The organism is Pseudoxanthomonas kalamensis DSM 18571, from assembly GCF_010211745.1.
Classification (GTDB): Bacteria; Pseudomonadota; Gammaproteobacteria; order Xanthomonadales; family Xanthomonadaceae; genus Pseudoxanthomonas_A; species Pseudoxanthomonas_A kalamensis.
The window spans coordinates 1-1033 of sequence record NZ_PDWQ01000020.1; the positions used below are offsets into that span (position 1 = coordinate 1).

The window sequence follows — 1033 nt, forward strand, 5'->3', positions numbered from 1 at the left end:
GCATGGTGTGCTCCTTATTTATACATAACGAAAAACGCCTCGAGTGAAGCGTTATTGGTATGCGGTAAAACCGCACTCAGGCGGCCTTGATAGTCATATCATCTGAATCAAATATTCCTGATGTATCGATATCGGTAATTCTTATTCCTTCGCTACCATCCATTGGAGGCCATCCTTCCTGACCATTTCCATCATTCCAGTCGAACTCACACACAACACCATATGCATTTAAGTCGCTTGAAATTGCTATAAGCAGAGCATGTTGCGCCAGCATGATTAATACAGCATTTAATACAGAGCCGTGTTTATTGAGTCGGTATTCAGAGTCTGACCAGAAATTATTAATCTGGTGAAGTTTTTCCTCTGTCATTACGTCATGGTCGATTTCAATTTCTATTGATGCTTTCCAGTCGTAATCAATGATGTATTTTTTGATGTTTGACATCTGTTCATATCCTCACAGATAAAAAATCGCCCTCACACTGGAGGGCAAAGAAGATTTCCAATAATCAGAACAAGTCGGCTCCTGTTTAGTTACGAGCGACATTGCTCCGTGTATTCACTCGTTGGAATGAATACACAGTGCAGTGTTTATTCTGTTATTTATGCCAAAAATAAAGGCCACTATCAGGCAGCTTTGTTGTTCTGTTTACCAAGTTCTCTGGCAATCATTGCCGTCGTTCGTATTGCCCATTTATCGACATATTTCCCATCTTCCATTACAGGAAACATTTCTTCAGGCTTAACCATGCATTCCGATTGCAGCTTGCATCCATTGCATCGCTTGAATTGTCCACACCATTGATTTTTATCAATAGTCGTAGTCATACGGATAGTCCTGGTATTGTTCCATCACATCCTGAGGATGCTCTTCGAACTCTTCAAATTCTTCTTCCATATATCACCTTAAATAGTGGATTGCGGTAGTAAAGATTGTGCCTGTCTTTTAACCACATCAGGCTCGGTGGTTCTCGTGTACCCCTACAGCGAGAAATCGGATAAACTATTACAACCCCTACAGTTTGATGAGTAT

The 1033-nt window shown here is 40.8% G+C and carries 2 protein-coding genes; both read right to left on the bottom strand.

Features of this window, described 5'->3' with window-relative positions; all coding sequences use genetic code 11:
- Positions 1 to 76: 76 nt before the first annotated feature.
- Entirely contained in the window at positions 77 to 445 is a 369-nt protein-coding gene (locus CSC70_RS13680; protein WP_000065374.1) for a DUF2528 family protein, read from the bottom strand.
- 182 nt (positions 446 to 627) lie between these two features.
- The gene (locus CSC70_RS13685) at positions 628 to 828 is read right to left on the bottom strand and encodes an antirestriction Ral family protein (RefSeq protein ID WP_000213975.1); all 201 of its coding nucleotides are present in this window, start codon (positions 826 to 828) and stop codon (positions 628 to 630) included.
- Between the last annotated feature and the right edge of the window lie 205 nt (positions 829 to 1033).

Bases quoted from the DNA above. Each gene is read 5' to 3' on its own strand.
- CSC70_RS13680 (WP_000065374.1), bottom strand. From the start codon at position 445: ATGTCAAACATCAAAAAATACATCATTGATTACGACTGGAAAGCATCA.
- CSC70_RS13685 (WP_000213975.1), bottom strand. From the start codon at position 828: ATGACTACGACTATTGATAAAAATCAATGGTGTGGACAATTCAAGCGA.